Here is a 15,527-nt window from a genome sequence, read left to right on the forward strand (position 1 = left end):
CGGCAGCCCTCGGAACACTTCGGACATTGGGACCAACCCCCCTGACTTGGAGCAGCATGTCACCTTGGGCCAGGTCGGCGTCAGGGAATCACAGCAGCGCAGTAGAACAGATCGTCGGAAAAGCACTTCTGTGAGACGGCGAGGGCCCTCAAGTGGTAATGCGGCTCAGCGGCTCGAACCGGTACGGGCTAAGGATGTGCTCCCCGGCGGCGCAGGTGCCATTGGCACGTGCGAGGGCAGGACCGCCGGGCTCCCCGGACGGGCCCCAAAGGGCCTTCGGGGACGGCAGAGGGGCGGTCGCCGGGCGACTTCCGTCGCGGGGCGACCGCCCCTCCGTGCTCCTGGTGGTGCGGGTGCTGCTTCGGTGGTGCGTCGGGTCCTTCAGCGCCGTTGCTCAGCGCCGTCGGGCGGCGTGAACGGGGCGGCGCGCGCCGGTGGAGGTGCCGCCGGGCCCGTGGTGCCCGTGGTGCCCGCCGGTCCCGTGGTGCCCGCCGGGCCCATGGTGCCCGCCGTCACGGGCCGTACGGGCCGTGCGGGCTGCACGTGCCGCGCAGGCCGTACGGCGATCGGTGCGGTGTCCCGCGCGCCCGGGCGGTCCCGGTCAGCGGACGCCGACCCGTGAGGCGGCGACCCGCCCCGAGCCCCGGCCCGCCGCGCGGGCGCCGGAACGCCCGGTGCCGGTACCGGTCCCGGAACCCTGGGCAGAACGGTTCTGCTGCGCCGGCAGGCCGTTCTGCACGTCCATCACGGCGTGCGCGACCATCCCGCCCAGCGGGTCGTACCGGATCAGGTCGCGCAGCCGCGACCGCGAGGACCGGCCCTCGTTGCCCGGATACAGGTGCTTGCCCAGGCCCACGGAATGGGCCAGGGCCGCCAGCGCCGCCGTCCGCGGGTCCGGCGGCACGCCGGTGCGGATGGCGGTGTCCAGCCGCTGTTTGATCGCGGCGTTGGTGCAGTCGTCCGACGCCTGATAGCGGGTCGTCGGCAGCACCCCGCACACCTGGCCCGGCACGGCCGTGACCATGCCGCAGCGCTCCAGGTGCGCCAGGTAAGTCTGCCGCAGCCCCAGCCGGGGCCCGCCGATCCAGTGCGCCGCGCGGACCGGACTGCCGCGTCGGCGCAGCAGTTCCAGTGCGTGGTCCAGGGTCGGGTCGCCGGTCGGCCGTGCGAGCACGACAGCGATCCGGTCTCCCTCCGGTACGATCCGTCCGGCCAGGGACAGCTCGACGAGCTGGGCCCCGGCGAGTCCGAGGTCGAGGGTCTGCGGCTGCGCCGTGGTACCCGTGGTCGGGTCCAAAGCGAGCAGCAAGAGTTCCTCGGGAACAGTTCTGCGGCTCTTGCCCATCCAAGCCTCCCCGCGTGGATGAGAGACAGGGTGACGCCTCTCACACGGGCTTGTCGAGTACGCCTCCGAATCGTGACCTTGCGGTGGAGGCGGGGAACCAGGGGCGGCGGGCCCGGCGTCTGACCGGTGAACAGACCGCAGTACGCCCGTGCGACGGCAATAAGCGCCGGTCGGGCGGGGTGTGCGCGGCCGGATCGGCCGGCGGTGGCGGAGACTGTACAGGTACACGGGGCGGGGCGTCGGCTTCCCGAAATCGGGTCTGCCGGTGCCCCGCCGGGCGTTGAGGAGGCTGGGATACGTGGGCGAGTCCCCCGACAGGGTGCTGAGGGACGGCGAGCGGGCGCAGGAGCGCGAACGCGAACGGACCGGGACGGCCGGCGGTGCGGGTCCGGACCCGGACGGTGCTCCGGACGGCAACCCGAACGGCAGCCGGGAGGCCGAGACCGGCCCCGGCGACACGCCGGCGGCGGGGGCCAAGCGCGGCTCGACCGTACAGCTCCGTGTCCGGGATGTGGACAGCAAGACCACGATGCTGCGGCTGCCGGTGGACAGTGCGACCACCGCGCTGCGGCTGCCCGAGGAGCTGACCAGGCCCGCCGGTGACGGAAGTTCCGACGTCGCGGCCGGGGAGGCGGAGGCCGTGACGGCCTCCGACGGCGAGGAGAAGGCGGCCGGACGGCCGACCGGAACCGACCCGCGTCTCGCCATGCGGACGGCCGCGGCGGATGCGGGAGCCGTGGCGGGGAGTGCGGAGAAGGGAACGGAGAAGGGCACGGAGAAGGGGGCGAAGGAGGCCGGCGGGAAGGCCGCGTCCGAGGGCGACACGCCTGGGGCCGCCGCACCCGCCGAGGTTGCCGTGCCCGCCGCGCCCGAGAGCGACGAACCGGACGAGGCGGCAGCCGGGCCGGCCAAGCCCGCGCCTGCGCGCGCCTCCGCCGCCGCCGTGGCCCCCGCGGCCGCCGCGTCCGGCACCGTGCCCGAGCCCCCGGCGCCGACCCCGCAGCCCGAGCCGTCCCCCGTCCCGGAGCCGGTGCCCGAGCCGCACCCGGCGCCCAAGCCCCTCCCCGAACCCGAGCCGCAGCCCGGTCCGGAGCCGCTGCCGAAGCCGACTCCCGCCCCCGTGCCCGGCCCCGCCCCGGCCCCCGAGCCACTGCCCACCCCCGACCCGCGGCCGGTGCCGCCCGTCCCGCCGCTGCCGAAGCCCGAGCCGCTGCCCCTCCCGGAGCCGCCGCCCGCGCCGGAGAACACCGCCGAGGCGATGGAGGTCCTGGCGACCCTCAACGCGCGCCCGGTCTCGCCGCTGCGCCGCGCGCTCAAGCGGATCACCATCTGGACGGCCTTCCTCGCCGTGGTGCTCGGTGCGGCGGTGGTGGCCCAGCTGCTGCGTCCGCTGCCGGACGCCAAGGTGCGGATGTCCGCCGCGGGCAGCTTCAGCTTCGCCGGCGACCAGCTCGACCTCGCCTGGCCGGCCAAGGGCCAGTCCGCCGCCGAGGTGGTCGGCGTCGGCAGCCTCGGCAGCTCCGGGCAGGAGACGCCGTCCTCGATCGCCAGCGTCACCAAGGTGATGAACGCCTACCTGATCCTCCAGAAGTTCCCGCTGAAGAAGGGGGAGAGCGGCCCGAAGATCACCGTGGACAAGCAGGCCGCGCAGGAGTCCGGCAACGTCGACGAGTCCCGGGTCACCCTCACCGAGGGCCAGGTGCTCACCGAGTACCAGGCGCTGGAACTGCTGATGCTGCCCTCGGCCAACAACGTGGCCCGGCTGCTCGCCCGCTTCCACTCCGGCTCCGAGGACGCGTTCGTCAAGCTGATGAACGAGACGTCGGCCAAGTTCGGCATGACCAACACCACCTACGCCGACCCGGCGGGCTTCCTCGCGGACACCAAGTCCACCGCCAAGGACCAGCTGAAGCTGGCCGAGCAGGTCATGCAGGACGAGATCTTCCGGCAGATCGTCTCCACCCCGGAGACCAACTTCAACAACGCGAAGATCTCCAACACCAACAACCTGATCAACCCGAAGACCGGGGTCATCGGCGTCAAGACCGGCTCCAGCACCCCGGCCGGCGGCTGCCTGATGTGGGCCGCCTACAAGGAGATCGGCGGTGTGAAGCGGCTGATCATCGGCGTCACCCTGGGCCAGCAGGCCACCTCGCCCAACCCCGGCGACGGCATCCTGCCGACCGTGCTCAAGGTCAGCGGCAAGCAGATCCAGGCCGCGCAGGGCGGCCTGACCGGCCAGACCGTGGTGAAGAAGGGCGACGTCGTCGGCACCGTGGACGACGGCCTCGGCGGCAAGGTCCAGGTCGTCGCGACCAAGGACCTCGTGGTGGCCGGCTTCCCGGGCATCACCGGCACGGTCACCCTGGACGCGGCCAAGCTCGGCCACACCGCGAAGGCCGGCCAGGAGGTCGGCCTGCTGCGGGTGGGCGCGGGCGACGACAAGACGGAGGTCCCGGTGGCCCTTCAGTCCGACCTGAACCCGCCGTCCATCCAGTCCCGGCTGACCCGCACGCTCTGACACCGCGACGACGGAGGGGGAGCCGGTTCGCCCGGCTCCCCCTCCGTCGTGTTTCCGCGTGCTCCGGGTCTCGCTCGTCAGTTGTCGCGTGCTCCGGGTTCGTCCCGTCAGTTGTCGCGGTCGAGCAGCGCGACCGTGAACCCGCCGAGCGGCGTGACCTGGTCGGGCGCGCCGTACTGCGTGCGGAGAGCCTGCGCCTGGTCCTCCGGCATGGTGGTCAGCGGGTCCTCGGTGTCCCCGAGGACCAGCAGCCAGATCCGCGCCGCCTGCCCCAGACAGGCCTCCGGCTGCGGGCACGGCGTCGGCGACAGGTCCTCCGCGTCGTCGGCGCTCTGCGCGACGAACACCGGGTACGGGTGGACGTCCGACGGCAGGTAGTAGCTGACGCCCGGCCACACCATCGCCCAGGCCTGGTTGCCCAGGGGGGCCGCCATCCCGTCCCCGGACCGGTAGCCCGCGGCGATCACCCCGGCCGCCGCCCGGAACGGCTCCTCCGACCCGTTGTGCGAGCCCACGTAGCGCACCGCGGGCTGCTTCGGCAGCGCCGCCACGGCCGGGGCGGCGAGCAGTCCCAGCGCCAGCAGTCCCACCGCCGCCCTGGCCGGTCCCGGAGCGCGGAAACGTTTCGCCCAGGCCGCCGCGACGCCGTACACCGCGCCGACCCCGCCCCCGGCCAGCACCGCCCACGCGGGCACCGTGAACAGCATGTACCGCTCGATGAAGTACGAGGTGCCGCCCTGCGACACCACCCACACGCCCATCACCGGCAGCTCCGCGAGCAGCAGCGCCTGCCCGGCCTGCACCCGCCGGCCCGGCAGCAGCAGCGCCGGCAGCGCCAGCAGCACGAAGGCGTAGAACACCGTGTGCGAGCCGAACAGGTGCTGGCCGAAGTGCACCAGGCCCCCGAGGTTCGGCGTCTCGATCCAGCCCAGCTGCCGGTCCGACTGCCGGCTGCCGAGCAGCACCACCGGCAGCACCGGCACCGCCGCCACCCCCACCGCCACCGGGTACTGCCACAGCAGCCGCCGCTCCGCCGCCCCGCGCGTGCGCCACAGGTGCAGCAGCACCAGCGCCACCTGCCCGGCCACCGTGCTGAACGAGATCAGGTGCCCGGCGCCGGCCACCGCCATCGCCGCGCAGTACGGCGCCCACCGCCGCCACGTCGGCCGCTCCAGCGCCCGCACCAGGAACCAGGTGGCCGCCGCGATCGCGAAGGTCACCAGCGCGTACGCGCGCGCCTCCTGCGCGTACCGCGACACCTCCGGCGGCACCGCGAACAGCAGCCCCGCGCCGACCGCCGCCACCCGGTTGCCGAACAGCCGCTCGGCGGTCAGCGCCACGAACGCGGCCGCCCCCGCCATCGCCAGCACGGAGGGTATTCGCAGCGCCACCACGGAGTCGCCGAACACCGTCGTCCAGCCGTGCATCAGCAGGTAGTACGCCCCGTTGCTGGCGTCCACGTGCTGGAGCAGCCGGAGCAGGTCGCCCAACGACCGGGTGGCCACCGTCCAGGTCGCCATCTCGTCCCGCCACAGCTCCGGCGTCCCCAGCCGGTACCCGCCCACCGCCAGCATCACCACCGCGGGCCACACCCACACCTGCCCCAGCAGTCGCACCACCGGGTGCCCAGCAGGTCTCATCGGGTCCTTCGTCTCCTTCGCACGGCGCGGCAAGGCGGTCGAACACTTTTCCGGCAGGCTACTTGACCCGCTCTGACCCCTCGTCGGCACCCGCACCCCCACCCGGTCCCGACCCGGCCAGGCGCGGTCTCGACCAGGCCCCGGCGCGGACGCCGACCGCTCCTGGCCGGAACGGTCCAGGGCCACTTCCGTCCAGCCGAAGTCCCTTCCACCGCCGCTGAGCGGCGACGAAGCTGGTGATCGCCGCCAGGGAGCACCGCTCAGGGCGGCACCGGAGAGCGCGTCACCGCGGGACGCGGCCACCGGATCCCACCCTCACGTCGCAGCAGGAGAGGACGCCGTCATGCTCCGCACCGTCATGACCGAGGCCACCGCGGTCGCCACCCTCGCCGTCGCAGGCCGGGCCGCCGCCGCGGCTGCTTCTTAGCGCCTGTCCGGGGCTGACGGCCCCACCACCTCGCCCCGGCCCCGCCGGGCCCCATCGACCGGCTGCTCCTGCGGGGCGGCCGTCCCGCCGGGCCCGCTCCCGAGGCAGGCCGATCCGAGCGCCGTACCCCGGCCTCGCCGAGCGCAGCACCCCGCAGCACCCCGCACCAGCGCCTCGCACCAGCGCGTCGAACCAGCGCGTCGAACCGCCGCCAGGCCGGCTGCTCCCGCAGGGCAGCCGACCGGAATCCGCGCGCCGCGTGAGCCGCCCGTCACCGTCGGGCCCCGAGCACCTCGAAGCCGGGCCCAGCCGCCAACCCCGTCCACCACGTCCGGAGGTCCGCCATGTCCGCCAACCGTTCGAAGCTCGCCAACGTCGCCCTCGCCGGGGCCCTCGCGCTCGGCGCGGTCGTCTCCACCGTGTCGCTGACCGCACCGGCGCAGGCCGTCGGCACCTCGTCCGTCAACGGCCCGATCAGCCGCTCCGAGATCATCGCCCGGGCCCAGAACTGGGTCGACCAGGCGGTGCCGTACAGCCAGAGCCTCTGGCACAGCGACAGCAACGGCTCCTACCGGCAGGACTGCTCCGGCCTGGTCTCGATGGCCTGGCACCTCGGCTCCAGCCGGGTCACCTCCACCCTCGACGACATCTCCACCCAGCTCGGCAGCCTCGACGACCTGCAGCCCGGCGACATGATCGACAACATCAGCACGCACGTCGTGCTGTTCGCCGGCTGGACCGACGGCAGCCACAACACCGCCGTGGTCTACGAGGAGCCGCGGCCGGGCCTGACCGCCCGCAAGATCAACTACTCGCGCAGTTCCCTGATCAGCGGCGGCTTCAAGCCCTTCCGCTACGACAAGACCGTCGACAGCACCCCGCTGCCGCCGAAGCAGGGGGCCGTGGGCTGGGGCGCCCAGGTCGTGGTGAACGGTGGCGGCAACGTCTTCCACACCACCCGTTCCTCCAACGGGAGCTGGACCGGCTTCGGGAACGTGGAGAGCGTCGCGGGCGACATCGGCGGCGTCCAGTCCATCGCGGACGCCGGCATCAACGGCGACACCCACCTGCTCGCCGTCGGCGGCGACGGGAACATCTACCACACCATCCGTCACTCCGGCGGCAGCTGGGACCGCTTCACCGACATCGGCCCGCAGACCAACAGGCTGGGCAACGTCACCAAGGTCTCCGCGGTCTCGATCGGCGGCGACCTGCACGTCGTCGCCGTAGCCGACGGCAAGCTCTTCCACACCGCCCGGCTCGCGAACGGCACCTGGCTGCCGTTCGGCGACATCACCCCGGCGGGCGGCGCCGTGACCAGCGCCTCGGTCGCGAGCGTCAACGGCGAACTCCAGGTCGTGACGGTCTCGGGCGGCACGGTCTACCACGCCATCCGCGCCGTCAGCGGCTCCTGGTCGGCCTGGGGCAACGTCTACGACGCCGCCGGGAACGTCGGCCCCGCCCAGGACGTGGCGGTCGCCGGCACCGGATCCGACGCGCAGATCGTCGTGGTGAACAACAACGGCCAGCAGTTCCACGGCGCCCGCTACGGCAACGGCACGTGGCAGCCGTTCGCCGAGCTCGCCCCCGTGATCGGCTCGTTCACCGCCAACCGGGTCAGCGCCGCCAACATCGACGGCGAGTTCCAGGCCGTCTTCATCACCAACGACGACCGGATCATGCACACCATCCGCGACGGCTCCGGCAGCTGGGACCCGGCGGCCCCGATCCAGCTGAACGGCGTGAGCGGCAACCACTACGCCGTCTCCATCGGCGGCACCTACAACTGACCGTCCCCGCCCGCCGGTTCCACCCGCCGGCCCACCGCCGCCCCGCCGCGGTGGGCCGGCCCCCTCGCCGCCGCTCTCCTGCCGTCTCGCCGCTCGCCCCCGGCTCCGACCCGCGCGAGCCGTACCGCCCCTCCGAGAAGAGGTCACGATGTCCCGCGCCTCCCGCCGACCCCGCGCAGCCCTCCTCACGTTCACCGCCCTCGCCGCCCTGAGCCTGTCCACGGTGGCCGCCGGCTCGGCCCAGGCGGCCTCGGTGGCCACCTGGGACCGGGTGGCGCAGTGCGAGAGCAGCGGCGACTGGAGCTACTACAAGGCCGGCTGGCCGTACTACGGGGGCCTGCAGATCACGAAGAGCACCTGGGAGGCGTACGGCGGCACCCAGTACGCGCCGATGCCCCACCAGGCCACCAAGCAGCAGCAGATCCTGACGGCGGAGCGGATCCTTGCCGGCCAGGGCGCCGGGGCCTGGGCGGCGAAGTGCAACGGCGGTCTGAGCACCGACCACGCCAACCCGTACCCGTCGCCGACCGCGCCGGTGAGCAAGGCCGGCGACCTCTTCCACGCCACGCGCCTGGTGGACGGCAACTGGACGTCCTTCAGCCCGCTGGACGGCTACGCCGGCTCGGCCTTCTTCAACGGCTCGCAGGACGCCATCGCGGCGACCCCGGACGGCTCGACCCAGACGCTGGCCACCGGTGCCGACGGCAACCTGTACCACACGGCGCGCTACCCGAACGGATCCTGGACGGGCTGGGCGCCGCTGGACGGCTACGCCGGGTCGGCGCGGTTCGCGGCCCGGGCCGAGGCGATCGCCGGAATGCCGAACGGCGACACCCAGGTGATGGCGATCGGCAAGGACGGGAAGATCTACCACAACGCCCGCTACGCCTCGGGCGCCTGGCAGGGCTGGCTGCCGATCGGAGACTGGGGCGCGCAGAAGATCGCGGCCGCAGGACTGCCGGACGGCAGCATGCAGGTACTGATCACCGGCAACGACGGCAACGTCTACCACAACGTCCGTTCCGCGAACGGCGCCTGGCAGGGCTGGAACGCCGTCGCGGGCGTCGGCGCCGCGACCTTCCAGGCGAAGGACGTCGCGATCGCCGGAATGCCGAACGGTGACACCCAGCTGCTGGCGACCGGCAGCGACGGGAAGATCTACCACAGCGCCCGCTACGCGAGCGGCTCCTGGCAGGACTGGAACGTGGTCGACGGATACGCCGGCGCGGCGAGCTTCCAGTCCGGGAGCTTCGCGATCACCGGCATGCCGAACGGCGACGCCCAGCTGATCGCCGTGGGCAACGACGGCGTCGTCTACCACAACGCCCGCTACGCCTCGGGCAGTTGGCAGGGCTGGTGGAGCACCTCCTTCGGCGGGCAGAAGGTCGCCGCCGCCGGCCTGCCGGACGGCAGCGCCCAGATGGTCGTTTCCCGCAGCTGAGCACCGCCCCCGGCCCGGCGGGCAGCCGTCACCGCCCGCCCCGACGCCCCGTCGGAGCCCGGAGGGCGGCACGTCCGGCCCCGTTCTCGGCAAGATCGCGAAGCCGCCGCCCGGGCGCCGCCCGACCCGCTACACTGAGCCGGTAGCGGCTTGCCCTCGGGCCGGCCGCCCCCGGATCCGCTTACGGGATGCAGTCGCTCCCCGGCGGATCCTCGCCTCAGTAGCTCAGGGGATAGAGCACGGCTCTCCTAAAGCCGGTGTCGCAGGTTCGAATCCTGCCTGGGGCACCAGAGACGCGTGTGTCGCCGTAGGCCCCCCGCCCACCAGGGCGGGGGGCCTACGGCGTTTCCGGGGCCGGGCCGGGTCGGGGGCGGCGTACCTCTCGGGGAGGAGGGGGCGCGGTCGGCCGTCCGTCCTCGGAGTGATCATCGAGGAGACCTCGTGCTGACGGGCCGGGGCGGGTGCGGACCCTAGGCTCGGTGAGGCCCCTGCCAGTGCGTCGTGCCTGGTCAGGGCGGACGAGCCGGGGAGCGATGACGACGTACCGATACACCGTGGCCGAGCTGCGCGGGCAACTGCGGCAGCTGCTCCTGAGCGGGGCCGCGATCGCGCTGGGGGTGGCCTTCCTGATCGCCTCGGTCAGCGGCAGCGGGGCGCTGGTGGACTCCTTCAGCCAGACCGCGGCCGCCGAGGTCGGGCCCGGCGACGTGCAGGTGACCAGGACCGCCGCCGGCGGTGGGCTGGACGCCGCCGCCGAGCGGGCCCGGCGGACGGCCGGGGTGGCCGGGGTGGCGCCGCGACTGGTCGGCAAGGGATCGGTGCTGACGGCCGACGGGCGCCCGCTCGACCAGACCGCCGCGGTCAGCGCGGTCGCCGACGACCCGGCGCTGCGCTGGCAGTTGCTCACCGGCGGCCACTGGCCGGCCGGGCCCGGCGAGGTGCTGCTCGACGCCGACACCGCGCACCGGCTCGACGCCGCCCCCGGGGCCGAGGTGCGGCTGGCCCGGGCCGACGGCTCCGCCGCCACCGCCCGGCTGGCGGGCGTCCTGGACGGCCGGGGCGCGCCCAGCCTCGCCGGGCGCCCGATCGTCGGCGTCCCGGCCGGTGCGGTCGCCCAGTACGCGACCGGCGTCACCACCGCCCAGCTGGACGTCCGGGTCCGGCCGGACGCCTCGCGGGCCCGGACCGTCGAGGCGCTGCGCGCCGTCCTCGGCGACGGCGTCGAGGTGCGCACCCGAGACGCCTCCGTCACCGAGGCGACCCGGCAGAGCCGGACCCTCTACGGGGTGGTGCTGATCGCCGCGCTCTCCTTCGTGCTGATCGCGCTCGCGGTGGCGCGGATGGTGGTCGGCAACACCTTCACGGTGGTGCTGGCCCAGCGGACCCGCCAACTCGCCCTGCTGCGCTGCGTGGGCGCCGACCGGCGGCAGCTGCGCCGGCTGATCCGCCGCCAGGGGCTGCTGCTCGGGACGGGAGCCTCGGCGGCGGGCGTGCTGCTGGGGGTCGGCCTGTGCGCGGCGGGGACGGTGGTCGTCGGCACGCTCGACCTCGGCCCGGTGCACCTCTCGCTGGCGCCGGCCCCGCTGACCTGCGCGCTGGCCGGGCTGTTCGGCGTGCTGCTCACCCTGCTGGCCGTCCGCGGCCCGGCGAAGGCCGCGGCGGCGGTGCCGCCGGTGGCCGCGCTCGGCGGCACGCACGGGCCGGTCGGCGGGGCGGCCAAGGCCCGGGCGGCGGTGTGGACGGCGGTGCTGCTGTGCGCGGGGACGGCGCTGCTGGTGGCCGGCGCGGTGGCCCCGCCGCCGCTGTCGCTGCTCGCGGTCACCGTCGGCGCGATCGTCAGCTTCTTCGGCGTGCTGCGGCTCGCCGACCGGCTGCTGCCCGCCGTCGTCGGCGTGCTGGGCGGCCCGGCCCGGCGGCTCGGTGGGACGGCCGGGCGGCTCGCCACCCAGCAGCTGCGGCTCAACCCGGGCCGCACCGGGGCGACCGGCTCGGCGCTGCTGCTCGGCGTGACCGTGATGGTCGGCGCGGTCACCGCGCTGGAGATCACCTCCAACTCCCTGGTGCCGGCGGTGTCCGCGCGCCAGCCCGGGGTCTTCTCGGCGGTCGTCACCGGGGGCGGCGCGCTGCCCGCCGGGGCGGTCACCGCGCTCGGTGCGCAGCGCGGGCTCGCCGTCACGCCGGTCCGCTCGGCCACCGTCGAACTCGACGGCCGGCCCACCCTGGTCGCGGCCGCCGACCTGGCCCGGCTCAACCCCTCGGCGGACGGCGTCGACCAGGCCGGGGCGCTCGCCGACGGCGCCGCGCTGAGCGGTCTCGGCGGCGGCGGGGTGCGCCGGGTCGGGGGTCCGGCGGGCGGGCCCGGCACCGACCTGCGGGTCGAACCCGGACGCAGCAGCCTGCCGTTCACCCTGCAGACCGGTGCGACGCTGCTGGTGACCCCCGCGACCCTGGACCGGCTCGCCCCCGGCGCGGCCGTCACCACGGTCTGGATCAGCCCGGGCGCGGGCGAGGACCGGTCGACCGCCCGCCGGGCGCTGGACCGGGCGCTCGCCGACCACCCGGAGGTGGCCGTCACCGACACCGGCGCGCAGGTGGAGACGCTGCGGCTGCTGCTGGACCGGATGACGACCGTCAGCATGGCCCTGCTGTCCTTCTCGGTCGCCATCGCCGGGCTCGGCGTCGCGGCCACCCTGATGCTCAGCGTCAGCGAACGCGCCCGCGAGATCGGCATGCTGCGCGCCATCGGGATGTCCCGGCGGCAGCTGCGCCGGATGCTCACCCTGGAGGCGGTGCTGCTGTCGCTGGCCGGGGCGTTGGTCGGCACCGGACTGGGCGTCGGCTACGGCTGGGCGGCCGCGCGTTCGCTCACCTCCACGGTGGGGACGGTCGGCGGCCCGCCGGTGGTGCTGGTGCTGGCCGCGCTCGGGCTGACCGTCCTGACCGGGCTCGCCGCCGCCGTCCTGCCAGCCCGTCGGGTCGGCCGGATGACCGTGGTGGACGCGATGCGGACCGCCTGACCGGCCAGCGCACCCGGCTCGGAGCGGCCGGGCCACCCCGCCTGCCCGGAGCGGCCGGGCACGGAGGTCGACCGGCTCAGGCCAGGGTGAAGAGGGCGCGCGGGGCGGCCGGGCGGGCGCCGGCGACGGCCAGGTCGGCGAGCATGGTCTCGGTCTCCCGGGCGGCGCGCAGGACGGCCGGGTCGAGGTCGACGACCACCAGTTCGCGCCGGTCCTCGCCGGCCTCGGCGAGCAGCCGGCCGTCCGGGGCCCACACCGCGCTGCCGCCGCAGGTGTGCCAACCGCCGGTGTGGCCGATGTGGTTGGCGAGCACCGTGTAGAGGGTGTTGTCGAGCGCGCGGGCGGGGAACCAGGTGCGGGACTCGTGGTGGCCGTGGCCGACGCTGAACAGCGCGCCGACCAGGTAGGCGTGGCAGCCGTCGAGTGCGGCGGCGCGGGCGTGCTCGGGGAAGCCCGAGTCGTAGCAGACGCCGAGGCCGAGCCGCCAGCCGTCCAGCTCCAGGGTGCAACCGGCCGCCCCGGGGCGGTAGTAGTCGCGTTCGGTCTTGAACAGGTGCTGCTTGTCGTAGCGGGTGACGAGGCCGCCGTCCGGGCCGAGGACGAAGGCGGAGACCCGCAGCTCGTCGCCCACCTGCGCGGCGGCGCCGACGATCGCGGCGGTGCCGGTCTCGCGGCAGGCCTCGGCGATCGGCGCGAGGCGCGGATCGCCGGGCTGGACGGCGTACTTGAGCGGGTCGGTGCGGATCAGCTCGGGCTCGTAGCCGGAGAGGAACTTCTCGGCGAACAGCACCAGGCGGGCGCCGGCCGCGGCGGCCTCGCGGATCAACTCGGCGGCCTGGGCGGCGTTGGCGGGTATGTCACCGGCCACGGCCTGGGCCTGGACGGTGGCGATCCGCAGCGGGCGCTCGGGGTGACGGACGGCGGCGGTGGGGACCGGGTCGGGAGACATGGCCGTCACGCTAGCGGACGGCTTCGGGCAGCCCCGGACGGCCTCGGACGGCCGCGCGTGGATGCCGACGGCCTCAGTGGACGGCCCCGTCCGGGTGGTCGGTGGCGGCGTCGCCCAGCGGGTCGGTGCCGCGCGGCGACCGGACCGACGGCACGGTGATCCGCTGGACCCTCGGCCGGGTACGCCAGTTGACCCGCCGTACGTCGCGGGCGAGCGCGCCCGGTCGCCAGAGTTCGACGACGGCCGTCACGGCGCCCAGCACGAATCCGGCGGCCAGCCAGCCGGCGACCACGTCGCTCGGCCAGTGGACCCCGAGGGCGATCCTGGTCCAGCCGATGGTCAGCACCGTCGCCGCCGCCACCGCGCAGGCGGCGATCCGCCCGCGTCGGCGGACCCGGTACCAGACCAGGCCGACCAGCACCGCGCAGGTGATCGCCGAGGCCATGGCGTGCCCGGAGGGGAAGGCCGGGCCGCCGGCGTGCGAGACCGGGTCGGCGAAGGAGGGCCGTTGGCGGTCGACGGCCAGCTTCAGCGCCCACTGGCCGCCCCAGCCGACCAGGGTCTGGGCGGCCACCCAGCCGGCCAGGACCCGGGCGCCGATCAGCCACAGCCAGACGGCCGCGATGCCGAGCAGGGTGCGCATCGTGACCGTGCCGCCGATGTCGGAGAGCGTCTGCACCGAGGCGGTCCAGATCCGGTGCCGCCGGGCGAAGGTGTGCAGTTCGCCGATCCAGCTCTGGTCGAGCTGTTCCAGCGGATGCCAGTGTCGGGTCACCAGGGCGGCCAGGAGGCCGAACAGCGCGGCACAGACCACCGCGAGCGCCGAATCCCGCAAGAGGCGGCGGTGACGCGCAGTGACGGCGGTCGAGCTGTTGGTCAGGTGCATGGCTGACACCTTCCCAGTGTCCCGGGGCGATCAGGACCACGGGTGATAGCGATTCGGCATCGTTTGTGGGGAGAACCTGCGTGCGCCGGGGAGCGGGCGCCGGCGGAAGGCGGGGGCGCGCGGGAACGCGCGTGCCCGTTCGGGGGTTTCACCCTGTATGGCGGCCGGTGGGGCGGCGGGCGCGTGTGCGGGGCGTGACGGAAGCGTTCGGAAGCGGTAGTGGAAACGACACCGAAGGTGTTCGTCCGGTCACCGGGTGTCCATGGCCGGGGTGAAAACCAGCAGGGTACTGCATCGCGGGGAAGAATCTGAGTGACTTGGGAATGTTGTCCGGATTCTGTTCGTTGGATCGTTACGTGTGAGCCCCGGCGGGGCCCGCACTTCTTGCCCTCTCGGGGGGCAGGCAGGCAGACCTCGGCAATTCCAGCAAAGGGAGCAAGCATGGCCACCCGTGCCGTCGTTCGCGACAGGGCCGACCGGACTCGCGCGGCCCGCCCGACCAACCTTGAGGCCGACCGCGACCTGGTCGGTATGTACCTCGACGAGATCGCCAGGACACCCCTGCTCGATGCCGCCGAGGAGGTCGAGCTCTCACTGCGGATCGAGGCCGGCGTGTACGCCCAGCACCTGCTGGAGGAGGGCGTGTTCCCCGAGGGCGTGAAGCGCGAGGAACTGGAGGCGATAGCCGAGGACGCCGAGCGCGCCAAGGACGTCTTCATCCGCTCCAACCTCCGGCTCGTGGTGGCGGTCGCCCGCCGGTACCCGCGCAGTGGCCTTCCGCTGCTGGACCTCATCCAGGAGGGCAACGCCGGCCTGGTGCGCGCCGTCGAGAAGTTCGACTACGCCAAGGGCTTCAAGTTCTCCACCTACGCCACCTGGTGGATCCGGCAGGCGATCACCCGGTCGATCGCCGACCAGTCCCGCACCATCCGGCTGCCCGTGCACCTGGTCGAGGAGCTGGGGCGGATCCGGCGGGTGCAGCGGGAGAAGTCGAAGGAGCTGGGCCGCGAGGCCGAGCCGGCCGAGATCGCGGCCGAGCTGGACACCACCGAGGCCCGGATCAAGGACGTGCTGGACTGGGCCCGCGACCCGGTCAGCCTCAACATGGCGGTCGACGACGAGGGCGAGACCCAGTTCGGCGACCTGGTCGAGGACACCGGGGCGACGTCCCCCGAGGACGCCGTGATGGTGATGCTCCGCCGCGAGGAGCTGGACGGCCTGATCGGGCGGCTGGACGACCGCACGGCCTCGATCATCCGCTCCCGCTACGGGATGGAGGACGGCCGCGAGCGCACCCTCACCGAGGTGGGCAAGCAGCACGGCCTCACCCGCGAGCGGATCCGCCAGATCGAGAAGCACGCGCTGGCCGAGCTGAAGAAGATCGCCGACCACGCGGGCTTCGAGGCCGCCTGAGAACCCGAGCCAACTGCCTGCGGCTCCATCCCGCCCCGGGGGGGGGGGGGGGGGGGGGGGGGGGTGAGGGGGGGGGGGGGGGGGGGGGGGTGGGAGGG

9 protein-coding genes and 1 tRNA gene are annotated in these 15,527 nt (G+C 74.4%); 6 read left to right on the forward strand and 4 right to left on the reverse strand.

The window, feature by feature from the left end:
- Window positions 1-601: 601 nt before the first annotated feature.
- A complete protein-coding gene (locus AC07AL_RS21335; RefSeq protein ID WP_363585370.1) occupies window positions 602-1,345 on the reverse strand; it encodes a GOLPH3/VPS74 family protein in 744 nt (247 codons plus the stop codon).
- Window positions 1,346-1,643: 298 nt separating this feature from the next.
- On the opposite strand from AC07AL_RS21335, the gene AC07AL_RS21340 reads away from it, so the two are divergent.
- Window positions 1,644-3,866: a hypothetical protein gene (locus tag AC07AL_RS21340; protein WP_478317945.1), complete on the forward strand. Its 2,223-nt coding sequence runs from the start codon at window positions 1,644-1,646 to the stop codon at window positions 3,864-3,866.
- 107 nt (window positions 3,867-3,973) lie between these two features.
- Here the strand turns inward: AC07AL_RS21340 and AC07AL_RS21345 are convergent, their stop codons facing one another.
- On the reverse strand, window positions 3,974-5,506 hold the full coding sequence (locus AC07AL_RS21345) for a glycosyltransferase family 39 protein (RefSeq protein ID WP_363585368.1): 1,533 nt from the start codon (window positions 5,504-5,506) through the stop codon (window positions 3,974-3,976).
- Between the two features lie 771 nt (window positions 5,507-6,277).
- Here AC07AL_RS21345 and AC07AL_RS21350 point away from each other — a divergent pair.
- The 4 genes from AC07AL_RS21350 to AC07AL_RS21365 all read left to right on the forward strand — a co-directional run bounded on the left by AC07AL_RS21350 (window position 6,278) and on the right by AC07AL_RS21365 (window position 12,181).
- A complete protein-coding gene (locus AC07AL_RS21350) occupies window positions 6,278-7,723 on the forward strand; it encodes a hypothetical protein (RefSeq protein WP_478317946.1) in 1,446 nt (481 codons plus the stop codon).
- 148 nt (window positions 7,724-7,871) lie between these two features.
- Window positions 7,872-9,164: a transglycosylase family protein gene (locus AC07AL_RS21355; RefSeq protein WP_363585366.1), complete on the forward strand. Its 1,293-nt coding sequence runs from the start codon at window positions 7,872-7,874 to the stop codon at window positions 9,162-9,164.
- Window positions 9,165-9,378: 214 nt separating this feature from the next.
- Window positions 9,379-9,454: transfer RNA gene (locus tag AC07AL_RS21360), tRNA-Arg, on the forward strand.
- A 243-nt stretch (window positions 9,455-9,697) separates the two neighbouring features.
- Window positions 9,698-12,181: an ABC transporter permease gene (locus tag AC07AL_RS21365; RefSeq protein ID WP_363585365.1), complete on the forward strand. Its 2,484-nt coding sequence runs from the start codon at window positions 9,698-9,700 to the stop codon at window positions 12,179-12,181.
- A 76-nt stretch (window positions 12,182-12,257) separates the two neighbouring features.
- Here AC07AL_RS21365 and AC07AL_RS21370 read toward each other — a convergent pair whose 3' ends face one another.
- Together AC07AL_RS21370 and AC07AL_RS21375 are read right to left on the reverse strand one after the other, a co-directional pair.
- Window positions 12,258-13,130 (reverse strand): carbon-nitrogen hydrolase family protein, encoded by an 873-nt coding sequence (locus tag AC07AL_RS21370; RefSeq protein WP_478317947.1) that lies wholly within the window; start codon window positions 13,128-13,130, stop codon window positions 12,258-12,260.
- Between the two features lie 73 nt (window positions 13,131-13,203).
- A complete protein-coding gene (locus tag AC07AL_RS21375; protein WP_363585363.1) occupies window positions 13,204-14,016 on the reverse strand; it encodes a phosphatase PAP2 family protein in 813 nt (270 codons plus the stop codon).
- 441 nt (window positions 14,017-14,457) lie between these two features.
- On the opposite strand from AC07AL_RS21375, the gene AC07AL_RS21380 reads away from it, so the two are divergent.
- On the forward strand, window positions 14,458-15,429 hold the full coding sequence (locus AC07AL_RS21380; RefSeq protein WP_363585362.1) for a sigma-70 family RNA polymerase sigma factor: 972 nt from the start codon (window positions 14,458-14,460) through the stop codon (window positions 15,427-15,429).
- Window positions 15,430-15,527: the final 98 nt, after the last annotated feature.

Source organism: Kitasatospora sp. NPDC043949, assembly GCF_056435365.1.